This window comes from Clostridium sp. Marseille-P3244 (assembly GCF_900120155.1).
In the GTDB taxonomy this organism is placed as follows: domain Bacteria; phylum Bacillota; class Clostridia; order Lachnospirales; family Lachnospiraceae; genus Mediterraneibacter.
In genome coordinates, this window is the sequence record NZ_LT635549.1 from 1,915,526 (window position 1) to 1,938,149 (window position 22,624).

At 47.8% G+C, this 22,624-nt stretch carries 21 protein-coding genes and 1 tRNA gene; 20 read left to right on the plus strand and 2 right to left on the minus strand.

What is annotated here, in order from left to right:
* Positions 1 to 421: 421 nt before the first annotated feature.
* Positions 422 to 1,747 (minus strand): sodium-dependent transporter, encoded by a 1,326-nt coding sequence (locus tag BQ7367_RS10880; RefSeq protein ID WP_072525457.1) that lies wholly within the window; start codon positions 1,745 to 1,747, stop codon positions 422 to 424.
* A gap of 430 nt (positions 1,748 to 2,177) precedes the next feature.
* Between BQ7367_RS10880 and infC the strand changes: the two genes are divergently transcribed.
* The 17 genes from infC (at position 2,178) to BQ7367_RS10970 (ending at position 16,673) form a co-directional block, all read left to right on the plus strand.
* On the plus strand, positions 2,178 to 2,672 hold the full coding sequence (gene infC, locus BQ7367_RS10885; RefSeq protein ID WP_072525458.1) for a translation initiation factor IF-3: 495 nt from the start codon (positions 2,178 to 2,180) through the stop codon (positions 2,670 to 2,672).
* A gap of 58 nt (positions 2,673 to 2,730) precedes the next feature.
* Positions 2,731 to 2,928: a 50S ribosomal protein L35 gene (gene rpmI, locus BQ7367_RS10890; RefSeq protein ID WP_004846382.1), complete on the plus strand. Its 198-nt coding sequence runs from the start codon at positions 2,731 to 2,733 to the stop codon at positions 2,926 to 2,928.
* A gap of 73 nt (positions 2,929 to 3,001) precedes the next feature.
* A complete protein-coding gene (gene rplT / locus BQ7367_RS10895) occupies positions 3,002 to 3,358 on the plus strand; it encodes a 50S ribosomal protein L20 (protein WP_072525459.1) in 357 nt (118 codons plus the stop codon).
* Positions 3,359 to 3,484: 126 nt separating this feature from the next.
* Positions 3,485 to 4,504: a DUF2804 domain-containing protein gene (locus BQ7367_RS10900; RefSeq protein WP_072525460.1), complete on the plus strand. Its 1,020-nt coding sequence runs from the start codon at positions 3,485 to 3,487 to the stop codon at positions 4,502 to 4,504.
* A 69-nt stretch (positions 4,505 to 4,573) separates the two neighbouring features.
* Complete coding sequence (locus BQ7367_RS10905) at positions 4,574 to 5,065, plus strand: RNA polymerase sigma factor (RefSeq protein WP_072525461.1); 492 nt, start codon at positions 4,574 to 4,576, stop codon at positions 5,063 to 5,065.
* Positions 5,062 to 5,736 (plus strand): zf-HC2 domain-containing protein, encoded by a 675-nt coding sequence (locus BQ7367_RS10910; RefSeq protein WP_072525462.1) that lies wholly within the window; start codon positions 5,062 to 5,064, stop codon positions 5,734 to 5,736. The genes BQ7367_RS10905 and BQ7367_RS10910 overlap by 4 nt, the downstream gene beginning before the upstream one ends.
* A 388-nt stretch (positions 5,737 to 6,124) precedes the next feature.
* Positions 6,125 to 7,498 (plus strand): TrpB-like pyridoxal phosphate-dependent enzyme, encoded by a 1,374-nt coding sequence (locus BQ7367_RS10915; RefSeq protein ID WP_072525463.1) that lies wholly within the window; start codon positions 6,125 to 6,127, stop codon positions 7,496 to 7,498.
* 94 nt (positions 7,499 to 7,592) lie between these two features.
* Positions 7,593 to 7,676, plus strand: a tRNA-Leu gene (locus tag BQ7367_RS10920).
* Between the two features lie 486 nt (positions 7,677 to 8,162).
* Complete coding sequence (gene ltrA / locus BQ7367_RS10930; protein WP_072525465.1) at positions 8,163 to 9,554, plus strand: group II intron reverse transcriptase/maturase; 1,392 nt, start codon at positions 8,163 to 8,165, stop codon at positions 9,552 to 9,554.
* 347 nt (positions 9,555 to 9,901) lie between these two features.
* Positions 9,902 to 11,635, plus strand: coding sequence for a phosphoenolpyruvate--protein phosphotransferase (gene ptsP, locus BQ7367_RS10935; RefSeq protein WP_072525466.1), 1,734 nt, complete (start codon positions 9,902 to 9,904; stop codon positions 11,633 to 11,635).
* An 18-nt stretch (positions 11,636 to 11,653) separates the two neighbouring features.
* Entirely contained in the window at positions 11,654 to 11,920 is a 267-nt protein-coding gene (locus BQ7367_RS10940) for an HPr family phosphocarrier protein (protein ID WP_072525467.1), read from the plus strand.
* Between the two features lie 21 nt (positions 11,921 to 11,941).
* Entirely contained in the window at positions 11,942 to 12,211 is a 270-nt protein-coding gene (locus tag BQ7367_RS10945) for a preprotein translocase subunit YajC (RefSeq protein WP_072525468.1), read from the plus strand.
* A 15-nt stretch (positions 12,212 to 12,226) separates the two neighbouring features.
* A complete protein-coding gene (locus BQ7367_RS10950) occupies positions 12,227 to 12,631 on the plus strand; it encodes a preprotein translocase subunit YajC (RefSeq protein ID WP_072525469.1) in 405 nt (134 codons plus the stop codon).
* A 63-nt stretch (positions 12,632 to 12,694) separates the two neighbouring features.
* Positions 12,695 to 13,498, plus strand: a complete 804-nt coding sequence (locus BQ7367_RS10955) for a DeoR/GlpR family DNA-binding transcription regulator (protein WP_072525470.1) — start codon at positions 12,695 to 12,697, stop codon at positions 13,496 to 13,498.
* Between the two features lie 47 nt (positions 13,499 to 13,545).
* A complete protein-coding gene (locus BQ7367_RS10960; protein WP_083588974.1) occupies positions 13,546 to 14,997 on the plus strand; it encodes an NAD(P)/FAD-dependent oxidoreductase in 1,452 nt (483 codons plus the stop codon).
* 4 nt (positions 14,998 to 15,001) lie between these two features.
* Positions 15,002 to 16,270, plus strand: coding sequence for an NAD(P)/FAD-dependent oxidoreductase (locus tag BQ7367_RS10965; protein WP_072525472.1), 1,269 nt, complete (start codon positions 15,002 to 15,004; stop codon positions 16,268 to 16,270).
* Between the two features lie 100 nt (positions 16,271 to 16,370).
* Complete coding sequence (locus BQ7367_RS10970; protein ID WP_072526185.1) at positions 16,371 to 16,673, plus strand: DUF1667 domain-containing protein; 303 nt, start codon at positions 16,371 to 16,373, stop codon at positions 16,671 to 16,673.
* On the opposite strand, the gene BQ7367_RS10975 is transcribed toward BQ7367_RS10970, so the two are convergent.
* Entirely contained in the window at positions 16,663 to 17,715 is a 1,053-nt protein-coding gene (locus BQ7367_RS10975) for a sugar-binding transcriptional regulator (protein ID WP_072525473.1), read from the minus strand. The genes BQ7367_RS10970 and BQ7367_RS10975 overlap by 11 nt on opposite strands.
* A gap of 151 nt (positions 17,716 to 17,866) precedes the next feature.
* Here BQ7367_RS10975 and BQ7367_RS10980 point away from each other — a divergent pair, with 151 nt between their 5' ends.
* The 3 genes from BQ7367_RS10980 (at position 17,867) to BQ7367_RS10990 (ending at position 22,623) form a co-directional block, all read left to right on the plus strand.
* On the plus strand, positions 17,867 to 19,183 hold the full coding sequence (locus BQ7367_RS10980) for a RuBisCO large subunit C-terminal-like domain-containing protein (RefSeq protein WP_072525474.1): 1,317 nt from the start codon (positions 17,867 to 17,869) through the stop codon (positions 19,181 to 19,183).
* 489 nt (positions 19,184 to 19,672) lie between these two features.
* Positions 19,673 to 21,304, plus strand: a complete 1,632-nt coding sequence (locus BQ7367_RS10985) for an FAD-dependent oxidoreductase (RefSeq protein ID WP_235837593.1) — start codon at positions 19,673 to 19,675, stop codon at positions 21,302 to 21,304.
* A gap of 14 nt (positions 21,305 to 21,318) precedes the next feature.
* Positions 21,319 to 22,623, plus strand: coding sequence for an FAD-binding protein (locus BQ7367_RS10990; protein ID WP_072525475.1), 1,305 nt, complete (start codon positions 21,319 to 21,321; stop codon positions 22,621 to 22,623).
* The last annotated feature ends 1 nt before the right edge of the window (position 22,624 follow it).

Genomic DNA, 22,624 nt, shown 5'->3' on the forward strand with positions numbered 1-22,624 from the left:
TCCTAAGTCCCTTAAGTTTTTCCGGCGGATTCCTCCAAAGTCGTCGGTCCACCCATCTGCCGCTGCAGAAAGGTGCTTCCGACTGGTACTCTTTCCCTCCCCTGCGTTTCGTCCATCCCTTCCGGCGTTAAGATTCAACCCCTGTCAATCTCGCGATTAGAAAGTAAGACGAAAGCGGAATGCTATTGGAGAAAAAGACATTTCCGTTCAAATCGCGAGGTTGTTGAGGAGGGGGGAGGACAGGGAGCCGAGGGAAGGAAGAGGTGTCCATCGAGGGCCGTGCAGCAACGCCGGCATTTGGGGCGCGTCCTTTGCGCCCTTATGTGCCGCTGCGTTGCAGCCCCGAGCGAAAGCGTGCCCGAGATGGATATCCTCTTCCTTCCCCGGCGACCACACCCACCACTTCAACAAACTCAGATTTTTATCCTATGCCGCCATAGAAGATCCCAAGTATATATACAAGTGCGGCCACTCCGCAGAATACATATTTTGTCATTGGTTCAAACCATTTCCCGATGGTACGGCTGCGGCCAAGCTGTGCAGCATTGCGGGCAAATCCGCTGCCACAGATCCAGAACATGGTGACCCCTGCTAGGAGTGCGCCCAGTGGAATGACATAGATGGAAATGCTGTCCATCCATGGACTTAACAGATCTCCCTCCACGAAGATGCCGATGACAGCGGTCACCGTGCCGACTGCCGCAATCGCTGTGAGCCTTGACCAGCCCAGCCGTTTCTGCAGCGCTTCCACGGGACTTTCCAGAAGATTCATAAGAGAAGTGACTCCGGCAAAGAGGACGGCAAGGAAAAACAGTATCGCGAATGCCTGCCCAAAGGGGATGCTTTTGATTACGGACGGAATGGTGATAAAGAGAAGACCTGGCCCGGAGTTGGGTTCCATGCCATACGCAAATACGGCGGGAATGATGACAAGTCCGGCCAGAAGGGCGGCAAACGTATCGAAAAATGCCACATATTTTGCGCTGCTGACCACATCTACATCTGACTTCAGGTAACTGCCGTACACTACAGTTCCGCTGCCCGCAAGGGAGAGAGAAAAAAATGCCTGCCCCATGGCGTACACCCAGGTCCTCGGATCTGCCATCGCGGACCAGTCCGGTTTGAAGAGGTAAGAGTATCCCGGCGCGGAGCCGTCAAGAAAGGCGACTCTGACAGCGAGGAAGAGAAAAAGGATAAAAAACGCAGGCATCATCACTTTGTTTACTTTCTCAATTCCACGGGAGATTCCGAAAGACATACAGATCAGTACAAGAATCAGGCCCAGCAGATGCCAGGGAATACTTCCGAAATTTCCGGAAAGGCCGGAAAATACAACAGAAGGGTCATCGCGGGTCATGATATTTCCGCTGATGGAATCGGCAAGATATTTCAGGATCCAGCCGATGATGACGCTGTAGCCGATGGCGATCCCCAGAGATCCGATGACCGGGATCAGGCCGATAAAAGATCCGAGCCGGGAATTTTTCATTTTAAAAGCCTTTTTGAAGGCTCCCAGAGGGCCGGACTGCATGGCCCGTCCAAAAGCCATTTCCCCGATCACCCCTGAAAATCCGATGATCAGGACAAACAGGATATAAGGGACGAGAAAGGCAGCGCCTCCAAATTCACCGATGCGGTAGGGGAACATCCAGATGTTCGCCATCCCTACGGAACTGCCGATACAGGAGATAACAAATCCCCACTTGTTATTAAATTTGTCTTCTGTTATTCTATAGTCAGATTTCATACTTTACAATCTCTCTTTCCTTTTTCCGTTTTTTCTCAGTGTACAAACCTTGCCCTTACGGGGCGCCAGTACACGGCCTGTGAGGCGGAAGCAGCACTATTATAGCATGGATCAGCCTTCGGGGAAACTGAAAATATGCAGGAGGTTAAAAAGTTGGAGGAGAGATATTGACAAAGGAAGACAGATGTGGTAAATTATTTTCTGCGTGAGGCAAAAAACAAAGTAGAGTATCCACTCTCACCATAGCACAATCGGGTGACTATTGGTCTGATATTGATTTATCGGTTCTCTTGTTTCTGCGTTTTCCGGACAGAAGAGAACGGTTTTATTGATTGTCGGGTGGATATGATATTCACTCGTTTTTTTGTGTTTTCGCATAAGAAACCTGAAGGAATTCATTTGACGGAGGTATACTACAATTAGCGATTTAATGATTAACGAGCAGATCAGAGACAGGGAGATCCGTCTGATCGGCGCGGATGGGGAACAGTTAGGTATCATGTCAGCCCGCGAGGCCATGAAAATCGCTCAGGAAGCAGAGCTTGATCTGGTGAAGATCGCGCCTATGGCAAAACCGCCGGTCTGCAAGATCATTGATTACGGTAAGTATAAATACGAGCAGACAAGAAAAGAAAAAGAGGCGAGGAAGAAACAGAAGACGGTGGAGATCAAAGAAGTGCGTCTTTCACCGAATATCGACACCAATGACCTGAACACCAAGATAAATAATGCCAGGAAATTTATTTCCAAAGGCAACAAGGTAAAGGTCACGCTTCGTTTTCGGGGAAGAGAAATGGCGCATGTCCAGCAGAGCAGACATATCCTTGACGATTTCGCGGAAACGCTTGCGGATATCGCGGTGGTTGAGAAGCCGGCCAAGATGGAAGGCAGAGCCATGAGCATGGTATTGACTGAAAAGCGTTAATGGAGATATGTCCACGATGAAGAACCGGTAAGGCAGCACAATAAAGGAGGAAATCATCATGCCAAAGATCAAAACAAATAGAGCGGCAGCAAAGCGTTTTAAAAAGACAGGTACAGGAAAACTGAAAAGGAATAAAGCTTACAAGAGCCATATCTTAACGAAAAAGTCAACAAAGAGAAAAAGAAATCTCAGACAGTCTACGATTACAGATGCAACAAATGTAAAGAACATGAAGAAGGTTTTACCGTATCTGTAAAGTGTATCAGTCTGGCTATATGCCGGGTGGAGACGGTTACGGATAACTGGTTTTGATGAAGGAGGATTAAGAAATGGCAAGAATCAAAGGCGGAATGAACGCTAAGAAGAAACATAACAGAACACTGAAGCTGGCAAAAGGATATAGGGGAGCTCGTTCCAAACAGTACAGAGTGGCAAAACAGTCTGTCATGAGAGCTCTTACATCTGCTTACGCCGGAAGAAAGCAGCGCAAGCGTCAGATGAGACAGCTCTGGATCGCGCGTATCAATGCGGCCGCAAGAATGAACGGACTGTCATACAGCAAGTTCATGCATGGTCTGAAGCTGGCGAATGTTGATATGAACAGAAAGATGCTGGCAGAGCTTGCGGTAAATGATAAGGAAGCATTTGCCACACTGGCTGCTCTTGCAAAAGAGAAAGTGGCGTAGTAAAATAGAAACAGGAAGCCCGGTCCCGGTTGGGATTCGGGCTTTTTCTCTTTTTAGTGAGAAATGAGATGAGTATGACAGGCCTTTAGAAACTGAGGGGAAATAAGAATACGGGGAGTATCAGGTATGAGAAATCACGAAGTGACGCAAAGGCAGCCGCTGCTTGACGGACAGGGAAGGATCAGTGAGCCGGGATGGGCCAGGAGCCCTCTGTGGGAATATGACAGGAGCAAGATCACTGCTCCGGGATTCCGGATCAAGGAGTGGGATTACTATCTGGTAATGAATCAGGAATACGGAGCGGCATTTACTTTGTCTGATAACGGGTATATGGGTGTGCAGTCAGTGTCTCTTTTGAATTTTAAGGAAAAATGGGAACATACGGAAACGGTTGTGACTCCCTTCCCGATGGGAAAAATGAGGATGCCTTCCTCCTCGGGGAGCGGAAATATTGTTTTTCATGACAGACGGCTTAGAATGGAATTTCGTGTGGAACCCGGGAAACGGATGATATCCTGTGATTTCAGAGATTTTTATCAGGGGAAACCGTTTTTCTGTGAGATTTCCCTGGAACAGCCGGATATGGACACCATGAACATCGCTACTCCTTGGAAGGGGAAGAACGCATTTTATTACAATCAGAAGATCAACTGTATGCGGGCGGAAGGATATATGTCCTATGACGGCCGGACTTACTGGTTCAGCCCTCAGACGGATTATGGAACTCTGGACTGGGGAAGGGGTGTTTGGACATACGACAATACATGGTACTGGGGATCCGGGAATGGCACACTGGGAGAAAAGCCTTTTGGATTTAATATCGGATGCGGATTTGGAGATACGTCTGCCGCTACAGAGAACATTTTGTTCTATGACGGGACCGGACATAAATTGGATGACGTTTTCTTCCATATTCCGGAGGACGATCTCATGAAATCCTGGACATTTACTTCCAGTGACGGCAGGTTCGAGATGGCGTTCGAGCCGGTGCTGGACCGGTCTGCCAGGATGTCCGCGTTTATTGTTTCTTCCGATCAACACCAGGTTTTTGGAAAGATGAGCGGTAAGGCAGTGCTGGATGACGGAAGGTTTATTGAACTGAAGGACTTTATGTGTTTTGCAGAAATAGTTCACAACAGATATTAGGTGTTCTGTTCATTTTCCTGTAACATTTTCCGGCTCTGTGAGTTGATAGAGTGAAGGGAGGACAGGAGAATGGATATAGAACAGATCTATGAACAGTATTTCAGAGATGTCTACCTGTATCTGCGAGGTCTGTCCGCTGATGCCGGCACGGCGGAGGAGCTTGCGCAGGAAACGTTCATGAAGGTTATGAAGTCTCTGGATTCTTTTGACGGATCAAAGGATATCAGAGCATGGCTGTTCGTGATCGCGAGAAATACATATTACAGAGTCTGCAGGCGAAGACATGTGTATGCGGAGGACGGACAGCCGGAGGAAATGCCGGATGGCCGCCCGGGCATCATAGAACAGCTTGCGGATGGGGAGAGTGCTTTTCTTATCCATCAGTTCCTCCATGAAATGAGAGAACCTTACAAGGAAGTATTCAGTCTTCGCGTTTTCGGAGAACTTTCTTTTGAGAAGATCGGAGAGCTTTTCGGAAAAAGTTCCGGATGGGCGCGGGTTACTTTCTACAGGGCGAAGAAAATGATTCAGACATATATGGAGGAGATGAACCAGAAATGAAAAAGATCAACTGTAATATTATCCGTGATATGCTTCCGCTGTATCTGGATGATGTGGTATGCGACGATACAAAAGAGCTGGTGGAGGAGCATCTTCAGTCCTGTTCTGGATGCCGGAAAGAAGCTGCCTGCATTAAAAAGGATGTGGTCCTTCCGGCCAGCAGGGCTCAGCGGTTTGCAGAGGCGGAAGTGCTGAAAAAGATCAGGAACAGGATTTCCAGAAAAAAAGTGATCGTTTCCATATGTACAGCGCTGGCTGTGCTGGCTGCGGTATTGGGGGTGTATGCGCTGTTGGTTTTTCCGAAAAGTATCATACCGTATGAGGCGGGAGAAATATGGGTGGAAGAAGTAGAGGTGGGAGATTCAAAGTACCTGTATCTTTCTTGTGACTCACAGGATAAAGAAGGATATGTCGGCCATGACCCGATAACAGTACAGACGGATGAAGGAGAAAAGACGATTGTGATCGCGTATTATTACAGCACGCCATGGTCAAAATATGTGCGTCCTCTTTTCGGAGATGACGGGAGTGAGAATTTGACGGTATTAGGCAGCGCAGACGAGATCGATGCAGTTTACTATGGACAGTTTGAACCTGTGGATGAATTTTATCAAGATCCCTCCTCCGTGCTTGAAAAGGCTGACAAGATCTGGAGCGCTCAGAAAGATTAAGAAGAGACGGAGTAAAAATTTCAAAAAAAGTGTTGACATCTTTTTTGCAAAGTGCTAAAGTTCTCTTAAACCGATGAGGAAGAGCAAGTAACTTCAATGAGCTGCTTCACAGAGAGCCGCAGGCGGTGGGATTGCGGTATGTCAGACATGAGGTGAATGGGCTTCTGAGGGCGAGCTGAACGTGAAAGTAGGCAGGCCGGAGAGAGTACTCCGTTATCAAAGGACGCATATGTTGGTATGCATGAGTGGGTGTAAGATTTGCACCAAGCTGGGTGGCACCGCAGGAGTTATATGAATAATGGCTCTTGTCCCTGCAATAATTTAATTGTATGGGACGAGGGCTTATTTTATTGTATGGAAGGTTCGAGTCCCGGAAAGGAGAAGCAGCATGAGCGAAAAAAAGATCCCCTACAAAATCTATCTTGAAGAAAGTGAGATGCCGACGACATGGTATAATGTCCGTGCCGATATGAAAAATAAGCCGGCACCACTTTTAAATCCGGGTACCTTAAAGCCAATGACAGCAGAAGAGCTGGATGGAGTATTCTGTGAAGAGCTGGTGAAGCAGGAGCTGGATAATGACAACCGATACATTGAGATACCGGAGAAGATCCGGGACTTTTATAAAATGTACCGGCCGTCTCCACTTGTCCGGGCTTATTGTCTGGAAGAGAAACTTCAGACTCCGGCAAAGATTTACTACAAATTTGAAGGAAACAATACGAGTGGGAGTCATAAGCTGAATTCCGCGATCGCGCAGGCATTTTATGCCAAGGAGCAGGGGCTCAGAGGCGTTACCACAGAGACAGGAGCAGGACAGTGGGGGACGGCGCTATCTATGGCATGCGCTTATCTGGATCTGGACTGCAAAGTGTTTATGGTAAAATGCTCTTATGAGCAGAAGCCGTTCCGCCGTGAAGTGATGAGGACTTATGGGGCCAGTGTTACCCCGTCTCCGTCAGAGACCACAGAGGTCGGCAGAAAGATCCTGAAAGAGCATCCGGGGACGACAGGAAGCCTGGGATGCGCGATTTCCGAGGCAGTAGAAGTGGCTACACATACCGAAGGATACAGATATGTTCTGGGGAGTGTATTGAATCAGGTCCTTCTTCATCAGTCGGTCATCGGAGTGGAGACAAAGACGGCTCTGGATAAGTACGGTGTCCGGCCGGACATTATCATCGGCTGTGCCGGAGGAGGGTCTAATCTGGGCGGACTGATCTCTCCGTTTATGGGAGAAAAGCTCAGAGGAGAGGCTGATTATCAGTTTATTGCCGTGGAGCCGGCATCCTGTCCGAGTCTGACAAGAGGTGTATTCGCGTATGATTTCTGCGATACCGGAATGGTTTGCCCGCTGGCAAAAATGTATACTCTTGGAAGCGGATTCATCCCGTCCGCGAACCATGCCGGCGGCCTCAGGTATCACGGAATGAGTTCAATTCTGTCTCAGCTTTATCATGATGGATATATGGAGGCGCGCGCAGTAGAGCAGACGGCAGTGTTTGAGGCAGCGGAAAAGTTTGCCCGGGTGGAAGGTATCCTTCCGGCTCCGGAGAGCAGCCACGCGATCAAGGTCGCTATTGATGAAGCCTTAAAATGTAAAGAGACAGGGGAAGAGAAGACGATCCTCTTTGGACTGACAGGGACCGGATATTTTGATATGTATGCATATGAGAAGTTCCACGACGGTAAGATGAGCGACCATATTCCTACAGATGAGGAACTTCAGGCCGGGTTTGCGGGAATCCCGAAAATCTCATAAACGGCTAAAAAACTGTTGACATTTTCTTCACGACATAGTATTATATCACTTGTGGCCGACAGCGAAAGGCCTGTCGGCCACATTTATATGGAATGCGGAAGTGTCGGAACTGGCAGACGAGCAAGACTAAGGATCTTGTGACATTCGTGTCGTGTGGGTTCAAGTCCCATCTTCCGCATAATAAAAAGTCTTGAGTTTATCAAGACTTTTTTTTGTGGTTGTGCGCCTGGCGGCGCACGTTTCTAACGGGTGAAAGTCCCGAATCCGCCCGGTAGCGGGAAGGATATAGCCGAAGGCAAGGGTGTTGCAGGTGACTGCAAATCTGAAGGAAGCCGGATGTGGGGAACCTACTAACCCACGGGCAAACCTCTGGTCTGACGGACAGAAACCGTATAGAAGGCTGTGCATGAGGGTAAGTCTGCAACACAAGATGAAGCCCGATAGCTACACGGAATCATGTGCAGTAAATGCGGCAGATGGATGGAGGGAAAGAAACGTGTGGTACCCAGGGAGATCTGTATGGAACGCTCCGAAAGGAGTAACCGTTATCAGGAGATAACGCTGAACATACAGAAGTCAGCAGAGGCCATAGTAACTGTTTTTTTAGTGAAGGGCCGAATCAATAGGAGTTCTTAGTACGACTGGGAAAGGAGGAATGGGCAGGATGGGTACAGAAAACAAAGAAAGCTGCTCACAAAGAGATAGCGCGGAACGCAAAGGGTATGTGAGAGCGCACCGCTCATTCAACCGGATATGGAAGGAAAGGGACAGTGCAGAGCCAGACATCTTAGGTAAGATACTGGACAAGAATAACCTAAACCGGGCTTACAAAAGAGTGAAGGCGAACAAGGGAGCGGCGGGAGTCGACGGGATGACCATCGAAGCGGCACTGCCATGGCTGAGGGAACATAATCAAGAATTGACGGAGAGAATCCGAAGGGGGAAATATACCCCATCTCCGGTCAGACGTGTGGAGATCCCGAAGCCGGAGGTCGGGATACGAAAACTCGGAATCCCTACCGTCATTGACCGTATCATCCAACAGGCAATGCTCCAGCAGCTCATGCCAATCTATGAGCGGTTGTTTTCGGAGGACAGTTTTGGCTATCGACCGGGAAAAGGGGCAAAAGACGCTATTTTCAGGATAAAAGAGTACATCGAACAGGGCTATAGCAGGGCAGTCGTCCTTGACCTGTCGAAGTACTTCGATACGCTGAATCACACAATCCTCTTGAACCTGCTGAGAAAGCAGGTCAAAGACGAAAGGGTCATACAGATGGTAAAGCGATACCTGAAAAGTGGAGTGATGGAGAACGGTGTTGTAACAGAGACAAAGGAAGGCACCCCGCAGGGAGGAAATCTATCCCCACTCTTAGCAAACGTGTATCTGAATGAATTCGACTGGGAATTTCGCAGACGGGGCGTGCCGTGCATCCGCTATGCAGACGATATCGTACTGCTGGCGAAAAGTGAGCGCGCGGCGGAACGCCTGCTGGAGAGCAGTACGAAATATCTGGAAGAAACGTTAAAGCTGAAAGTGAACCGGGAAAAGAGCCGGACAGTCAGCGTGTTCGCAATCCGAAATTTTAAGTTCCTTGGCTTCTGTTTTGGGAAGAACGGGAAAGGGCTCTATATCCGTGTCCATGGGAAGTCATGGAAGAAAGCCAAGGAGAAACTGCGCCAGCTCACTTCCCGGAGCAGATGCGGGAGTATCATCCGAACGATGGAAAAGATAAAAGTCTACATGAGAGGATGGCTGAATTATTACGGGACAGCGGACATGAAGAAGAACATCGAAGGCCTGAACGGATGGCTGTACCGGCGGATACGGATGTGTATCTGGAAGCAGTGGAAACTGCCTAAGACCAGAATGAGGAAACTGATAGGACTGGGAGTGTACAGCCATTATGCGGCAACGATAGTCTACGACCGCAAAGGATACTGGTTTAATGCAGGAAACAAGGCGGTCAACTGGGCATTAAGTAAAGAAAGACTGATAAACTGGGGCTTTTATGACTTAGCCGTAGCCTATCAGTCTCTGCACGTCAACTATTGAAAGCGCCGGATACGTGAACCGTACGTCCGGTGCTGTGAGAGGACGGGAGCTAATCACTCCCTCCTACTCGATTTTATGAGACATGCGGATGAGATAAGGAAAGAAAGCTTCAGATAAAAATTGTCCAGGTGGAGCAGGCAGAGTGATAAATAGTAAGAAAAATTATAAAAAAATTTATCTATATTTCACAAAAAAAATCTTTTTTTTTCTATATCTGATAATACAAAAATACTTGCTGAAAATGATAAAAAGTGATAAACTTTAATAAAAAGTGAGAATGAAATGAGAAATTACTAGTAGTTTCGTGTAACAACCAGTCAGAAAATGTAATTTTAGAAGGTGTAAAAATGAAGGTGAAAGGAGTTTCCACCTCTCCTCAGATCGTAATCGGAGAGGTTATGAAGTATGTTCCTTTTACTTGTGATGCAGAGGTTCGCAAGTATGAAGGAGAGGATCCGGAGACGGAAATCGGGAAATATGAAAGCGCAAAGGCAAAAGCCGCGGAAGAATTGCAGAATCTCGGGAATTTTTTAAAGGCGAAAAATTCTTCAAATGCTGATTTTGTTGATGCCCACAGAGAGATACTAAATGACCCGTCCATTGACGCGGAAGTCCGGCAGATGATCCGGACAGGCTCTTATTATGCTGACGGCGTGATTGCGGCGATCTTTGACCAGTACAGCGAATTGTTTGCGAAGAATAAAAATGAACTGATCAGAGAGAGAGCTTCCGACCTGCAGGATGTAAAGATGCGCCTGCTCCGCTGTTACTATGGCGAACCGGAAAAAAATCTGGCAAAACTTGACAAGCCATGCGTTATTGTAACTGAAGAATTATTTCCGTCTGATACACTGTGTATGGATACTTCCAATATCAAAGGGATCATAACAGAACGCGGAAGCCTGACTTCTCATACCGCTATCATAGCAAGGACTCTGAATATCCCGGCTCTTCTCGGGGCGGAAGGAGTTATGAGAGCGGTGAAGGACGGCGGCTGTGTTGTGCTTGACGGCACAGCTCAGGAAGCCGTCATAGGTGCAAAGGCCGGGGAAATTGAAGCATATTCTGAAAAGGCTGTGAAGGTCGAAAAGGATATGGAGATTACCAGACTCTATTATGGAAGAGAGCCGGTTACTTCCGACGGCACGAAGATTGATCTGAGGATCAACATCGCATCTGCGGAGTTTGATAAAACAGAGAAAGTATCCTGCCTTGACGGGGTAGGACTGTTCCGGAGCGAATTTCTGTATCTGTCAGCAAAGGCACTTCCGTCGGAGGAAGAACAGTTTGAGGCGTACAGGAAAATTGCCGAGATTTTCCGGGAGAAGCCGGTAGTATTAAGAACTCTGGATATCGGAGGAGATAAGCAGGTGCCCTATATGGAACTGCCAAAAGAAGATAATCCGTTTTTGGGAAACAGAGGACTTCGTCTCTGCCTGAGCAGAGAGGAGATTTTCCGGACGCAGCTGAAAGCCGCTCTACGTGCTTCGGCGTATGGGAATCTGATGCTGATGTTTCCGATGGTAACATCCATTAATGAGTTCCGGGCTGCCAGAGATATCATCAGAGATGTCATGAGAGAGCTGGACGAAGAAGGAATCGCTTATAATAAGGAAATAAAGACAGGTATTATGATCGAGGTGCCATCGATCGCTTTGATCGCTGACCGCATTATCGATGAGATTGATTTTGCCAGTGTGGGAACAAATGATCTTTGCCAGTATCTGTGCGCGGCTGACAGGATGAATCATGCTGTAAAAGATTATTATCAGGATTACCATCCGGCAGTTTTCCGGGTATTGAAAAATCTGGTCAATGTTTTTGCCGGTACGGGGAAATGTCTGAGTATCTGTGGGGAACTTGCGGGTGATCCTCTGGCCATTCCGCTTCTTGCCGGGCTGGGCATCCGGACATTAAGCATGAATGATACCTCGATTGCGCGGGCAAAACGTATCATTTGTAATATCAGCCTGGCAGATGCCGAGAAACTCGCCTCGGAAGTGCTGAATATGACATCAGACAGAGAGATAGAAGAACGGCTTCATAAATTTCATGATAAAATTCAAGAAAAACAAAATTAAGAAAGGACGGTGTTTATCATGTACTCAAAACAGATCAAAGTCGTAAATCCGACAGGGCTTCATGCGAGACCGGCTTCTCAGCTCGTCTCAAAAGCTAACACTTATTCATCAGCTATCATGCTGCGCAGGGTCGATGAAGAAAGCGAATACAATGTGAAATCTATTGTCATGCTGCTCGCTCTCGGACTTGGGCAGGATGAAGAGGCGGTCCTCTCCGCGGAAGGGGAAGACGAGGTTGCTGCAGTGAACGAGCTGGCTGAATATATCGAGTCTCTTACAGAATAAGTTTAGGAAAGGATGTAATTTATGCCAACCGAGATATTATATCAAGTTGTAGCCCTGATACTTCTAATTGGCCTGTTGATTTTTGGGATCATTCTGCCGGAACATTTTCGGAAGAAAAAGAGAAATAGTGAACTGAATTCCATAGTGCCGGGAGATAAGATCATTACCCAGCAGGGGATCAGAGGCACGGTGGAGGCGGTAGAGAAAGAGCTTCTTACCATCGTCTGTGAACCGGACGGTATACGCCTTCAGATCGCACAGTGGGGTGTGCGAAGTAAACAAGGATCATAAGCATAAGGAGTCGTTATGGGTTATACATTACTGTTTTTTCTAATACTGATGATCGCTGTGAATTTCGTGGTCGTCCGGCCGCACAGAAAGAGTTTTAACAAGAGGGCCATTATGCTCAACAGTGTCAAGGCGGGAACGATCGTCTACACGGTGGATGGTATAAGGGCTGAGGTTGACGCCGTAAACAGAGATGTGATAAGCTTAAATTGTTATCCGGACGGCGTGAAACTTCTCGTTGAATTAGAAGCGGTTGACAGAATTGAGAATTATGATGAGGAATATGCCCGCCATCTGATGGATGCGAAGATTCAAAAAGGACGCGAAAAATACGGAAAGCGTGTTGCTTCGAGAAAGCCCAGAAAGCGGGGATTCATGAAAGGACGAGGAGAAGACAGCGGAGAAAATGCACAGAATCTATAGCGCCTGACTGGAGCGTGCAGCCCGGTACTGCAAATTTTTTAGATGTGAATTGGAGAAATGAATATGGAAGGACAACAGGGAAAAGATCGGAATCTCACCTACTATGCCGTGGAACGGCAGAGCCGTATCCTGGACTATATCAATGAGTCAAAGCGTGTCAGCGTTAACGACCTGGCAGAGTATTTTCATGTCAGTCCGTCTACGATAAGGAATGATCTTGCCGTCCTGAAGAAAGATGGACAGATCCGTCGTACGCACGGAGGTGCTATGGCACTGTCCATAAGTAAAGTGGGACTGGAAGAGAGCATGGATGACCGTTTGACGAATAATATGGCCGAGAAAGAAAAAATTGCAAAACTGGCCAGTGATCAGATCGATGATGGTGATACGATCGCGCTTCTTGCGGGAACAACGATCTTTTCGCTGGCCAAATACCTTGTAGATAAGAAGAATCTGACAATCGTTCTGAATGATCTTCAGATCGCGTGGTGGCTCAATGAACATACGACCCACAGGCTTTTTATCGTAGGAGGATTTGTAAGAAATAAATTCCACTGTATGAATTTCGATGCTTCGGCAGTTGATTTCATCAATATTGACAAAGCCTTTTTTTCCTGCACGGCGTTTAGTGTGGAAAAAGGAGCTATGGTACCTGACTTGAATCTGGCGACAACAGAGCGGTGTATATTAAACAGGGCTGCGACGGTCATCCTGCTCTGTGACAGTTCAAAATTTGGAGAGGTTTCCTTTATCAAGGTCGTAGGAGTAAACGACATTGATATGGTGATAACAGACAGTAATCTTCCCAAATTTCACAGAGATACTATGGAAGCTATTGAACAGCTGGATTTTATTGTCGCTCCATAAAACAGGCGGATTTGATCGTGATTTTCCCGTATTTGGAGGAAAAAGAAGTGTATGATATTGTAATTATCGGCGCTGGTGTCAGCGGATGCGCAGTGGCAAAAGAACTTTCCAAATATGAATTGAAGATCTGTGTTCTCGAGAAAGAAACCGATATCTGTGAAGGAACCAGCAAGGCCAACAGTGGAATCGTCAATGCAGGATTTGACCCGGAGCCGGGGAAACTGTGCGCAAAATTAAATGCCCCGGGAGCGGAGATGATGGCGCAGATCGCGGAAGAGCTTGATATTCCCTACAAGCGGAATGGCACAATGGTTGTATGCAGCCATGAGGAATCTCTTCCAATGCTGAAAGTTCTTTATGACCGTGGAAACGCTAATGGGGTAAAGGGATTAAGGATCTTAAACCGTGAGGAAGCTCTCAGATTGGAGCCCAATCTGGCAGATGCGGTATGCGGGGCATTGCTGGCGCCCACCGGAGGAATCATATGTCCGTTTACGTTAACGCTGGCCTTCGCGGAAGTGGCTGCCGCGAACGGTGTTGAATTCAGACTGGGAGAGGCGGCCCTTCATATTGTCAGGGGACAGAACGGGAACGGTTATGAACTGGAAACATCAAAAGGAAAAATTCAAACAAAATATATTATAAATGCAGCCGGAGTCTATGCGGATGTCTTCCATAATATGGTAAGTGAGAACAAGATCCATATTATGCCCAGAAAGGGAGAATACTGTCTGATGGACAAGATTCCTGAAGACTATCTTCATCATACTATTTTTCCGGTGCCTACGGCAATGGGGAAAGGAGTTATTGTTTCTCCGACAGTGCATGGCAACATGCTGATTGGCCCGACTGCGGTGGATATAGAAGATAAGGAAGACACATCAACGACAGCCGAGGGACTGTCCCAGGTGATCAAGATGTCTGCCTTTTCTGTGAAAAATATTCCGTACCGGTCCATTATCACTTCCTTTGCGGGGCTGAGAGCACATGAAGACGGTGATGATTTTATTATTGAAGAAGTAAGGGACGCAAAAGGGTTTATAGATGTCGCGGGGATCAAATCTCCCGGACTTGCCAGTTCACCTATGATCGCTCTTTATGTCAGGGATATTCTGGCGGGGATGTGCGAGCTGAAGGAAAAGAAAGAATATGTGACAAAACGCAGGGGGATCATCCGGTTTGCGGATCTGCCTCTGGAGGAGCAGGAGGCTCTGATTCGAAAAGATCCGGCTTACGGGCGTATTGTCTGCCGATGTGAGAAAGTGACAGAGGGAGAGATCATTGATGCGATCCGAAGACCTCTGGGAGCCAGGACAATGGATGGGATCAAACGGAGGACAAGAGCCGGCATGGGAAGGTGCCAGGCCGGGTTCTGTACCCCGAGAACAATGGAAATTTTGTCAAGAGAACTGGGAATCGGAATGGAAGAGATATGCAAAAACCGGCCGGGTTCTGCTTTGATCAAAGGACTGAACAAAGACAGGATTCAGGGGGTGTGAGCGGATGGAAAGGCATGAATTGGTTATTATCGGTGGGGGACCGGCCGGACTGGCCGCCGCCGTGTCTGCAAGAGAGCATGGGCTGGAGGACATCCTGATCCTGGAGAGAGACAGTGAATTGGGTGGAATCCTGAATCAGTGTATCCATAATGGGTTTGGACTGCATACGTTTCAGGAAGAGCTTACCGGCCCGGAATATGCATCCAGATATGTATCCAAGGTAAAGGAACTGGAAATTCCCTGGTCAGCTGACACGATGGTTCTGGATATAACACGGGACAAGGTGATCACAGCTGTTTCCAGGACAGAAGGGATCCGAACGATCCGGGCCGGCGCTGTTATCCTGGCAATGGGGTGCAGAGAACGTCCCCGGGGCGCGCTGAACATTCCCGGGCAGAGACCCGCGGGGATCTATACGGCAGGGACTGCTCAGAGGCTGGTGAATATAGAGGGATTTCTTCCCGGACGGGAAGTTGTTGTTCTCGGCTCAGGGGATATCGGTCTGATCATGGCAAGACGTATGACTCTGGAAGGAGCTCAGGTGAAGGCGGTCGTAGAACTGATGCCGTTTTCAGGAGGACTGAAAAGAAATATCGTACAGTGCCTGGATGATTTCGGGATTCCCCTGAAACTTGGCCATACGATCATTGACATCAAAGGAAAAGAGCGCGTAGAGGAAGTGACTATCGCGGAAGTGGACGGACAGAAGCGTCCCATTCCCGGTACAGAAGAGACTTATTCCTGTGATACGATTCTCCTTTCCTGCGGACTGATCCCGGAGAATGAGCTGACAAAGCAGATGGGGGCAGAGCTAAGTGACGTGACGGGAGGTCCGATCGTTGATGAAAGTCTGGAGACGGATATCCCCGGTGTATTTGCCTGTGGAAATGTTCTTCATGTGCATGACCTGGTTGATTATGTCTCGGAGGAGGCTTCCCGTGCGGGAGCCCATGCCGCGGCCTATTTAAGAGGAGAACAGAAAAGACGGGAGCCGTCCCGCTCTGTGTGGCTGCGCTCGGGGGGCGGAGTGCGCTATACGGTACCGGCCTCTGTGCAGGAAGACAGGATCACGGAGGATATTGTAATACGGTTCCGGGTAGGAGATGTGGCAAAGAACTGTTATTCCTCTCTGTATATCAATGGAACACGAGTTTTGCATAAGAAACGGGCGATCGTAACGCCTGGTGAAATGGAGGAACTGAAGCTTACGAAAAAAGCGCTGAAAGAAGCGGGAGGCCTCAGAGATATCCTTGTGACACTGGAGTCCGAGTGAACGACAGGGGGTGAAAGGATTGCCAAAAGAAGAGAAGAACAGTAATATTCACGAGCTGACATGTATCGGCTGCCCTCTGGGATGCGCTGTCCGTGTGGAAATGGCGGAAGGAAAGGCAGTGTCTGTCACCGGATATACATGCAGGCGGGGAAAAGAATATGCGGTCAAAGAGGTTACTGCCCCGACAAGGATCGTTACGTCCACAGTGCGCCTGGAAGGGAGAGAACATCTGGTTTTACCGGTCAAGACAGAGCGGGACATTCCGAAAAATAAGATCATGGAATGTGTGTCTGCGTTAAAGAATGTGGCGGTCAGGCCTCCTGTCCATATCGGTCAGGTCATTCTGGAAAATGTGGCCGGAACCGATATCCCTGTTGTAGCGACAAAAAATATCAATGAATAAATGGCTTTGCCTCAGGGTCTGAGATTTCGAGGAGTTCTCTGGCCAGATCATAGTCCACGATCAGGACGTCTGCCAGGCCTCCCCGAAGGATGGCCCGCATGGTATATGCCTTTTTTTTATCTGCGGCGACAATTACCTTTGTCGGAATCTTTTTATATTCATCAAAGTCAATTGACAATGTACGGTCTTTAAGAGAAGTGTCACACTCCTGGCCGTTTTCATCAAAAAATCTCAACAAAATATCACCATATACTCCCTTTCTCTTTAATTCCCCCCATTCTTCGGAAGTCAGATAGTGGTAATCTTTTGCCAGAAGAGGAGAATCCATGTCCGGATATAATGAACCGCATCCGGATACGGAGACAGTGATCCTGGAGAACAATTCTTTGACAATGCGATTCTGCTTCATTGACAACACGTCGGCAAGATGCCTGGGGGAACTGCAGAGTGCGTTGGAGGTAAAATAGAATTTTTTTCCGCCGAAAGCCATCGCGATCCTGGATACCAGATTTTTTACATCATAGGAATACTGGCAATGGGCTACGCTTCCGTGGAGAGTCACAAAAGAATTATTAATTTTCAGGCAGGGGTTCAGGACCTGGATCAAATAGTTTATCGTCCTTCCCCAGGCGATACCGAAAACATCATTGTCATCTATGATACGCTGCAGGAAACGGGCTCCTTCCAGTGCCACGGCATGTCTTGCCGAAGCCGGATCAGAAGAGCCTTCCGCGGGAACCACAATAGTCTCTCTGAGCCCGTACCGGGTCCGGATCTCTTCTGCTATGCGCAGACAGTGTGCATAGGGTTCGTTTACGCGGAAAGAGATGATCCCCTGAGTTTTTGATTTGGTTAAAAGCCGGGAAACTGTGGAAGGAGAAATATTCAATATTCCTGCGATCTCTTTCCCGGAAAGACCATCTATATAGTAGAGGCTGGCTGCCTTCATAGCCAGCCAGCTGGACTGAGAATAAACTTCGCTTTTCAAAACAGACACTCCTTTCAGACAGAGTTTCAGATAGATCAGAATTAAGTCTGCCATTTCCTATTTATTATATTTGCAGATAAAAAGATTTGTAAATAGATATTATTGAAATTTCTTTCTTTATTGCAGTACTTTTCTGCGGGATTTAGAATGATTACAGAATCACTGAAGATTATTTTACTGATAAGTTTACAGAGGAGGAATCAAAATGTTTGTAGATCCTGTTATTGTTCAGTTCCCGGAAAATCTGGACAAAGAACGCTTTATTATTGCTACTTATTATTGCGCGACCAGGCCTGGTACAAATATGCTGAAATTTGCCGCGGCCCTCGCGATCGAGCAGACATGCGGCACCTGGCTGAAAGTCCCGGGAGAAACACCGGAAGTGAGGGAAAGGGCGATCGGGCGTGTCGTCGGTGTATATGAGGCACCTTCTTATCAGATCAATATTCCGGCAGAAGTGACAGAACGTCATTTTATCGTCAGAATCGCATATCCCTGGCAGAATTTTGGGGCTCAGTTTTCGATGATGTTATCTACAGTTATTGGTAATATTTCATCATCGGGTAAAGTTAAACTGATCGACCTGGAGTTCCCGAAGTCTTTCCTGGAAGGGTTCCAGGGACCTAAATTCGGTGTGCAGGGGATCCGTGATCTGCTGGGCGTGTATGACAGGCCTCTTTTGAATAATATGATCAAACCCTGTATCGGCCTTACACCGGAAAAGACAGCGGAGCTTGCCTACGAGGCTGCTGTCGGCGGTGTGGATATTATCAAAGATGACGAACTTGTCTGTGATCCCCCGTTCTGCAGGCTGGAAGATCGTGTAAAGGCGGTTATGGAAGCGGTCAGACGGGCCGATGAAGTAAAGGGAGAAAAGACTCTGTATGCCTTTAATATTACAGCGCCGGCAATGCAGATGCGGGAAAACGCATACCGCGCGATCGAGGCCGGAGCCAACGCGCTGATGGTCAACTATGCTACGTGCGGTCTCGATACAACACGGATGATTACGGAGGACCCGAACATCAATGTGCCGATCCTAGCACACAGTGACTACACCGGCGCCCAGTATGAGAGCGAGTGGTCCGGAGTGGCTGCCACGCTGATCGGGGCAAAGCTTCCGCGTCTTGCGGGCCTTGACATGATCATAGGACTTTCTCCGTACGGGAAATTCCCGATCTTGATGGATACATTTATCAATATGGGATTCCAGATGCTTCAGCCTCTGGGAGAGATCAAACCTTCCTTCCCGATGCCGGGCGGAGGCACAACACAGGGACACATTGAGGATGTGATCCACAAATTTGGAAATGACGTTATTATAGCTGCCGGCGGAGCGATCCATGGCCATCCGATGGGACCTGCGGCCGGAGCAAAGGCATTCCGCCAGGGAATTGACGCGGTTTGCAAAGGACAAAGCCTTGCTGACGCAGGAAAAGAACACGAAGAGCTGGGGATGGCACTTGATCTCTGGGGGATTTATTCGGAAGCGAAAGGCGGTATATTTGATCTGAAAGGATAATCTGGCGTACATGCTTATTTAAGATATTAAGTGTGCAGATAAAAAATATCATAAATCTGAGTTCTCATGATGCAGTAATTGCTCCCTGTCTGAAAAGGTTTCAGCAGGGAGCATTACTTTTGGTGGGATAGAGAAATGATCATTGTTTATTCTGTTGAATTAAGCAAAATTAGTTTTTATGAATAAAAACGTTAATAAAGTGTTAAGAAAAAATATTAAATGAGAATGAAAAACTGTATAGCATTCTGGATTAATAAATATACAATAATCTGAAATATTTCTGTATAATATATAAAAAATTTGACAATTTATGATGAAATTATTAATTATGCAATATGCACAATTATGTATAATAAAATTTGACATGACAATTTTTGATTGTTTATTGCAAAAATCAACAGCAAATGATAAAATATAACACGTAAAGATAAACGGGAAACACCAAGAATTGACACTTAATATGTCAAAACTGCGAATCGGAGGTATTTAATGATGAAAAATGAGTTTGACGTAGTTGTAATTGGCGGTGGAACGACCGGGACAGGAGTGATCCGTGACCTTGTGCTGAGAGGATTTACAAATTCTCTGCTGCTGGAGAGGGAAGACCTTGCGGCAGGTACGTCCGGCGGATGTCACTCTGCACTCCATGCCGGTTCCCGATATGTTATTTCTGACACTCAGACAGCAAGAGAGTGTGTTCAGGAAAACAAGATCTATCGGGAAATTGTTCCTCAGGTGATCGATCCTACCGATTCCCTATGGGTATGCAGAACTGATGAACAGGTTGCATTCGCAAAGGAATGGATGAAAGTAGCAGACGAGATCGGATTACATTATGAAGAAGTTCCGGTTGAAAAGGTGCTGGAAGAAGAGCCTCTTTTCGTAAAGGATCTGAAACTTGCGCTGAAAGCGGATGATGTTGGATTCGATCCGTTCCGTCTGTGTATCGCTCAGGCATATGACGCCAAGATCAAAGGCGCTGAAATCCGGACGCACCATGAAGTCCTTGGACTGCTGATGGATGGGAAAAAGGTCGTTGGCCTGAAAGTCCTTGACCGGGAAGAAAACAGGATCTATGAGATCAAGACAAAGCTGGTCATCAATGCGGCCGGCCCGTGGAGTTCTCAGATCACAGAAATGGCGGGATTCTCGATCCCGATGAAGCCAAACAGAGGAAGTACTGCAATCTACAGCATGCGTCCGACAAAGCATATGTTCTGTATTCTCCGTTATCCGTCCGACGGTGACGGCCTTGTAAGCCAGGGATTCCAGAATACAGCGCTCCTTGGAACATCCTCAGTGGATGTGGAAGATCCGGATGACAATGAACCGGGAATGGATGAGATCAAGCTTATGGAAGACAGCCTGTCAGAGGTTGTGCCGGGCATCCTGGATGCCAGAGCGATCCGTATGTGTGCCGGTGTCAGGCCGCTTTATTCAGAAGGACAGGAGACAGGCCGCGCGGTAAGCCGTGGGATCACACTTCTGGATCATGAGGAGATGGAAGGCGTGAAGGGCCTGATCACCATCACCGGAGGAAAATATGCGACTGCCCGTCTGATGGCGGAATATGCGGTTGATGTTGCGTGTGAGAAGCTGGTCGGCAAGGTGATTCCGTGTACTTCCGACAAACAGATGATCTATGGCGCGTCCACAAGAGAAGAAGCCGAAAAAGATGCGGCGGAGATCCACGAAAAATATCATATTTCCCTTTATGCCGCGCATAAATTCACCGCACGTTACGGCAAACGGGCGAAAGAGATCCTGGAGGATTATCCGGAACATGCTGTTATCATTGATGATACAGTCCAGACGATCGGGTCTGAGATCCCGGACTGCTTTGAAAAAGAAGATGTTAAGGATCTGTGTGACGCGAGAAGAAGGACCCGCCTGGGAATGGGGCAGGATCAGGGAGTGTTCTCTATCTACAAAGCCGGCGGGATCATGCAGGAGCACGGGAAAACAGTGGAAGAAGTTGAGGGATATATGATGGATTACCTGACAGAGCGCTGGAAAGGAGTATATTTCTCCAATCAGTATGGAGATCAGCTTCCTCTCACTCAGCTGATGCAGGATATGTATGTTGGCCTCGGCAGCTTCGATGTATTAAGTGTTGATTAGGAGGATATGCAATTATGAAGAATAATAAATATGATGTCCTGGTCACAGGCGGAGGAATCGCAGGCTGTGCGGCTGCAAAGGCTGCCGCTGACGCAGGAAAGTCAGTGGCAATGATATTTCCCAATGGCGGAGCTTCCGAGATTTCATCCGGAGCAATTGATATCCTTGGAGTGATCCCGGGAGAAAAGGCGGAGATCGTCGAAGATTATGAAAAAGGAATTGAGAAGATCGTCGCTGCATACCCGGATCATCCTTATAAGTACAGCGGAAAAGATGTTTCAAAAGGCGTGTCCGAGCTCATCGGGCTTGCAGCTGCAGGAGGATACGGCCTCCAGGGATTTGACGGAAAGAATGTATGGGTTCCCAATATAATGGGTACATTTTCTGTTGCCGCTTATCTCCCGGATACAATGACAGATTCTGTATGTACTTCCGAAAAGGACGTAGTCCTGGTAGTGGGATTTGAAGGAAACGTGAATTTCAACGCGGAAGCAGCCGCTCAGTCCTACAACAAATATCAGAAACAGCTGGGATTCAGGGAGACGTATTATTCGATCGTTGTCGGTCTTGACGGAATGGAAGGCCGTCATAAACTGAGTGATTCGGAACTTGCGGATTATCTGGATACTCCGGAAGGAGTCCAGGATCTTATCGATAAACTTTCTGAATTCTGCGCGAATAACCGCCAGAAATTTGACAAGATCCTGCTTCCGCCGGTACTGGGATTTGTAAATTACAGTGATGCTGTGAAAAAGCTGAAGAGCGATCTGGGATGCGCTGTCGGCGAAGTGATGACCATGGGCAATGCGGTTGTCGGGTACAGGATGACCAGAGCGATCTGGCAGGGGCTGAAAGAAAGCGGTGTAGATCTTTTCCCGGGTGGAAAGGTGACTGTGATTTCTGCTGCAGATGGCCAGGTATCCGCTGAATGTGTCCTGGGTCTTACAGATCAGCTTCATCCGGGCGCGAAAGTGACTCTTCAGGCTCCGGCTCTTGTCCTTGCGACAGGCGGATTCCTGGGCGGCGGTATCGAGGCAAGGCGCACGAAGATATGGCTGAATCTGCTGGAAGAAGATCTTGGTACAGTGGCGGCTGAAACGCTGGACAGAAATCCGGTCAGCACGACAGGCCAGGATGCTCTCCGGATGGGAGCTTCTGTAAACAGTGATCTGTCTGTTAAAAACGAGAAGTTTGGCGGCTGTGTATATGCCTGCGGAGATTTCCTTGCCGGTCATAATTCGGCAAGTGAGCGAAGCGGAGCAGGCGTGGCTGCTGCTACCGGATGGCTTGCGGGAACAAATGCAGCCAGCAGAGCATAGA

What these genes read in the sequence shown, in the direction of transcription:
- rpmI (WP_004846382.1), top strand. Translation starts at nt 2,731, where the DNA reads ATGCCAAAGATCAAAACAAATAGAGCGGCAGCAAAGCGTTTTAAAAAG.
- BQ7367_RS10880 (WP_072525457.1), bottom strand. Translation starts at nt 1,747, where the DNA reads ATGAAATCTGACTATAGAATAACAGAAGACAAATTTAATAACAAGTGG.
- BQ7367_RS10965 (WP_072525472.1), top strand. Translation starts at nt 15,002, where the DNA reads ATGGAAAGGCATGAATTGGTTATTATCGGTGGGGGACCGGCCGGACTG.
- BQ7367_RS10975 (WP_072525473.1), bottom strand. Translation starts at nt 17,715, where the DNA reads ATGGCAGACTTAATTCTGATCTATCTGAAACTCTGTCTGAAAGGAGTG.
- infC (WP_072525458.1), top strand. Translation starts at nt 2,178, where the DNA reads ATGATTAACGAGCAGATCAGAGACAGGGAGATCCGTCTGATCGGCGCG.
- BQ7367_RS10945 (WP_072525468.1), top strand. Translation starts at nt 11,942, where the DNA reads ATGCCAACCGAGATATTATATCAAGTTGTAGCCCTGATACTTCTAATT.
- BQ7367_RS10985 (WP_235837593.1), top strand. Translation starts at nt 19,673, where the DNA reads ATGATGAAAAATGAGTTTGACGTAGTTGTAATTGGCGGTGGAACGACC.
- BQ7367_RS10900 (WP_072525460.1), top strand. Translation starts at nt 3,485, where the DNA reads ATGAGAAATCACGAAGTGACGCAAAGGCAGCCGCTGCTTGACGGACAG.
- BQ7367_RS10905 (WP_072525461.1), top strand. Translation starts at nt 4,574, where the DNA reads ATGGATATAGAACAGATCTATGAACAGTATTTCAGAGATGTCTACCTG.
- BQ7367_RS10955 (WP_072525470.1), top strand. Translation starts at nt 12,695, where the DNA reads ATGGAAGGACAACAGGGAAAAGATCGGAATCTCACCTACTATGCCGTG.
- BQ7367_RS10915 (WP_072525463.1), top strand. Translation starts at nt 6,125, where the DNA reads ATGAGCGAAAAAAAGATCCCCTACAAAATCTATCTTGAAGAAAGTGAG.
- ptsP (WP_072525466.1), top strand. Translation starts at nt 9,902, where the DNA reads ATGAAGGTGAAAGGAGTTTCCACCTCTCCTCAGATCGTAATCGGAGAG.
- BQ7367_RS10940 (WP_072525467.1), top strand. Translation starts at nt 11,654, where the DNA reads ATGTACTCAAAACAGATCAAAGTCGTAAATCCGACAGGGCTTCATGCG.
- BQ7367_RS10910 (WP_072525462.1), top strand. Translation starts at nt 5,062, where the DNA reads ATGAAAAAGATCAACTGTAATATTATCCGTGATATGCTTCCGCTGTAT.
- BQ7367_RS10970 (WP_072526185.1), top strand. Translation starts at nt 16,371, where the DNA reads ATGGCGGAAGGAAAGGCAGTGTCTGTCACCGGATATACATGCAGGCGG.
- rplT (WP_072525459.1), top strand. Translation starts at nt 3,002, where the DNA reads ATGGCAAGAATCAAAGGCGGAATGAACGCTAAGAAGAAACATAACAGA.
- BQ7367_RS10990 (WP_072525475.1), top strand. Translation starts at nt 21,319, where the DNA reads ATGAAGAATAATAAATATGATGTCCTGGTCACAGGCGGAGGAATCGCA.
- BQ7367_RS10950 (WP_072525469.1), top strand. Translation starts at nt 12,227, where the DNA reads ATGGGTTATACATTACTGTTTTTTCTAATACTGATGATCGCTGTGAAT.
- ltrA (WP_072525465.1), top strand. Translation starts at nt 8,163, where the DNA reads ATGGGTACAGAAAACAAAGAAAGCTGCTCACAAAGAGATAGCGCGGAA.
- BQ7367_RS10980 (WP_072525474.1), top strand. Translation starts at nt 17,867, where the DNA reads ATGTTTGTAGATCCTGTTATTGTTCAGTTCCCGGAAAATCTGGACAAA.